General features: G+C 45.9%; 3 protein-coding genes. 1 reads left to right on the top strand and 2 read right to left on the bottom strand.

What is annotated here, in order from left to right:
• Positions 1-730 (bottom strand): DPP IV N-terminal domain-containing protein (locus tag KGY70_19425; GenBank protein ID MBS3777374.1); only part of this gene is annotated, 730 nt, incomplete at its 3' end.
• A 213-nt stretch (positions 731-943) separates the two neighbouring features.
• On the opposite strand from KGY70_19425, the gene KGY70_19420 reads away from it, so the two are divergent.
• The gene (locus KGY70_19420) at positions 944-2,332 is read left to right on the top strand and encodes an aminopeptidase P family protein (protein MBS3777373.1); all 1,389 of its coding nucleotides are present in this window, start codon (positions 944-946) and stop codon (positions 2,330-2,332) included.
• Between the two features lie 602 nt (positions 2,333-2,934).
• On the opposite strand, the gene KGY70_19415 is transcribed toward KGY70_19420, so the two are convergent.
• On the bottom strand, positions 2,935-3,359 hold a 425-nt coding region (locus tag KGY70_19415), incomplete at its 5' end, for a 4Fe-4S dicluster domain-containing protein (protein MBS3777372.1).

Raw genomic sequence — 3,359 nt, 5'->3', positions numbered from 1 at the left:
TGTTTTTATCGGTACGATAATAAAGGAATTTATTGTCGGAGCTGAATTCTACCGGATGGAAGGTGGCTTCACCATCATACCCGGAGAGCTTCTTCATCTCTTCGGTTTCACGGTTATACAGATACATATTGTTTTTCGTCCGGGTAATCGTTTTTGAAAAAGCCATTAACTTACCGTTATCGGATATGGTACCCAGATTATAACCTTCCGTATTTTTATAAATCCTCTCGGGCTCCATGGTGCTTAAGGGCACTTCATAATAATCCATATATCTTGGATCACGTTTGTTGGATGAGAAAAAGAAGCTTTCACGGTCGTGGGCCCAGCCTAAAAAGGAGGATCGGGCCTCTTCATACGGGGTAATGTCTTTAATTTCCCCGTCTTCCTGCCTTACATAAATGTGGTAAAGCTCATTGCCACCTTTGTCCGACATCAGAATGAGACGCTCGTCATTGGGAAAATAGGAGATCGCCCGTGTCGTCTCTTCCCGTTTGGTCAGTTGTCTGGGTTTTCCCCCTTCAACATTCACCTCGTAGGCATTGTAAATTCCCGATTCGTTGCTGGTGAACAGTATTTTATCCTCCTCAGGGGAGAAGGAGCTGCCGAAAATACTGGTATTGTCCATGAATTGTTCGATGGTGTATTGCTTCACGTCCCGCTGTTTTTCTTCCTGAGAACAGGATGCCAGGATTACCGGGAGAACCAGAAAGATGAAGACAAGTCTTTTCATATGCTGTACATTTTTAATTTAGATTCCTATAGTTCACGAAAATAATCAATATATTTAATTTTCTCGCTTTCGGTCTTATAATTTACTATTGTTTTTAAATGTTTAACAGGAATTTGAATTACAAAAGAGTATGAACTTATTGGCTGGTCAGTTATAAAAATTGTCCAAATAATTATATTTTAGAGCAAGTTTAATCCATCTAAAATTTTTGATATGTTTAAAAAAGATGTTTATATAGACCGCCGCAGAAAGCTGAAGGAAAAAGCAGGCAGCGGGTTGATCGTTCTTTTGGGAAACGGAGAAACCCCCATGAACTATCCGGGCAATGATTACCTGTTCCGTCAGGACAGCACTTTCCTCTACTATTTTGGGCTGGACATGCCCGATCTCACCGGCATCATTGATGTTGACAACAATAAAGAATACATTTTCGGTGATGATGTGGAACTGGAAGACATCATCTGGATGGGGCCCCAGCCTTCCATGAAAGAATTAAGCCAGGAAGTGGGAGTGGAAAACACCCAGCCGACCGGAGAGCTATCTGATTTTCTTAAAAAATCAAGAAACAAGGGACAAAAAATACATGTCGTCCCTTTTTACCGGGGCGATAACATCATAAAATTTGCCAATCTGCTGGACATTCACCATTCGGAAACGGAAAATTTTGTCTCGGAAGCGCTTATCAAAGCGGTTATTGAGATGCGCAGCATCAAGGACCGGCATGAGATTGAAGAACTGGAAAAAGCAGCAACCATAGGCTATCAGATGCATGTTACCGCCATGAAGATCTGTAAACCGGGCATCTATGAAAGAGAAATTTCCGGGGTACTGGAAGGCATTCCACGGACCCATGACGGGATGATCTCCTTCCCTGTCATCCTTACCCAGCATGGAGAGACCTTGCACAACCACTATCACGGCAACATGCTGGAGGAAGGCCGGATGATGCTCACCGACGCCGGCGGAGAAACCAACATGCACTATGCTTCGGATGTCACACGTACCATACCCATCAATGGTAAGTTTGATGAAAGACAAAAGGGAATTTACAACATCGTGCTTGAAGCCAACAACCGGGCCCGGGAGATGACCAAACCTGGTGTGCCCTACCTGGATGTGCATACCGAAGCCGCCCGGACCATTGTGCGAGGGCTCAATGAGCTGGGCATAATGAAAGGCGATGTGGAAGAAGCCGTTCAGACCGGTGCGCATGCGATGTTCATGCCTCACGGCCTGGGCCATCCCATGGGTCTCGATGTGCACGATATGGAAGGCCTTGGTGAGAATCTGGTGGGGTATGATGAGGAAATCCAACGGCCCACCTTGTTTGGATTTTCAGGACTAAGATTCGGCAAAAGGGTGCAGCCCGGCCACGTGCTGACCAACGAACCAGGCTGTTATTTCATCCCCGAGCTCATCGAGAAATGGGAAAGCGAAAAAAAATTCACCCAGTTCATCAACTATGAGAAAGTCCGTGAATACCTGGGCTTTGGCGGTGTGCGCCTGGAAGACGATATCCTGGTAACTGACAATGGCTGCCGCGTTATAGGTAAGCGCCTGCCCATTACCCCTGAGGAGGTTGAGGCTACAATGAAGGGATAATTGTCGGTTGATTATTCAATGAACATTCGATTGTATCAAAAAGCAACATGATTTCAGTCCCAAAGCTTTCATGCGAGCTTGCGACATGATTTCGGAACTTTCCGAGACCATCATGTAAGCATGCGAGACGATTTCGGGACTTTCCGAAAACATCAGCGAGCCTGCGGGGGGATCTCGGAAACTTCCGAGATCATCATGCAAGCTTGCGACACGTTTCCGGGAGTTCCGAAAATATCATGCAAGCATGCGTGACGGTTTCTCGACTCTGGAAAATGCCATGCAAGCATGCGAGACGTTTTCTCAGCTTTGGAAAATATCATGCATGCATGCGCAACGGTTTCGGAATTACGGAATATTTTGACTATTGAGTATCTCTGACAACTGTAGCTTTCAGGGTTGTCAACTAATTCAATATAAATTTGCAGTTACAATAAATCCTCATGCTCACTGAAGCTATATGGCTTGCCAACTGCCCGTTGCTCCCGCATTCTGCGGGACCAACTGTATTGCTATATCTTATTTCCTTAAATCTAATTCTGCAATATAGTAAGCTGCAAATTGCCATTGCCAACTGATTTCATGATCTTCCTCCGGCGGTCTTCTTACTCCTTTTCCTCCTCGGAGAAGGAAGCCCGGAAATACTCCCTGTTCATCCGGGCGATGTGTTCCAGAGAGATGGTCTTGGGACATTCAACTTCACAGGCTTCGGTGCTGGTGCAACTACCAAACCCCAACTCATCAGCTTTTGCCAGCATATTCAGCGCCCTTCGCCTGGCTTCCGGTTTGCCCTGAGGAAGCAGTGCAAGCTGAGATATTTTGGCCGAGACAAACAGCATGGCAGATGAATTCTTGCAGGCAGCCACACAGGCACCGCATCCAATACAAATACCTGCATCAAAGGCTTTCTCTGCATGAACTTTCTTTACCGGAGTTTGATTGGCTTCAGGTGCCGAACCGACATCTACTGAGACAAATCCTCCCGCTTCCATAATCTTGTCAAAAGCACTGCGATCGACGACCAGATCCT

It is taken from the genome of Bacteroidales bacterium (assembly GCA_018334875.1).
Lineage (GTDB): Bacteria > Bacteroidota > Bacteroidia > Bacteroidales > UBA12077 > JAGXLC01.
Note: the sequence above shows the minus strand (reverse complement) of the source record. Positions and strands in the feature narration are given on the sequence as shown.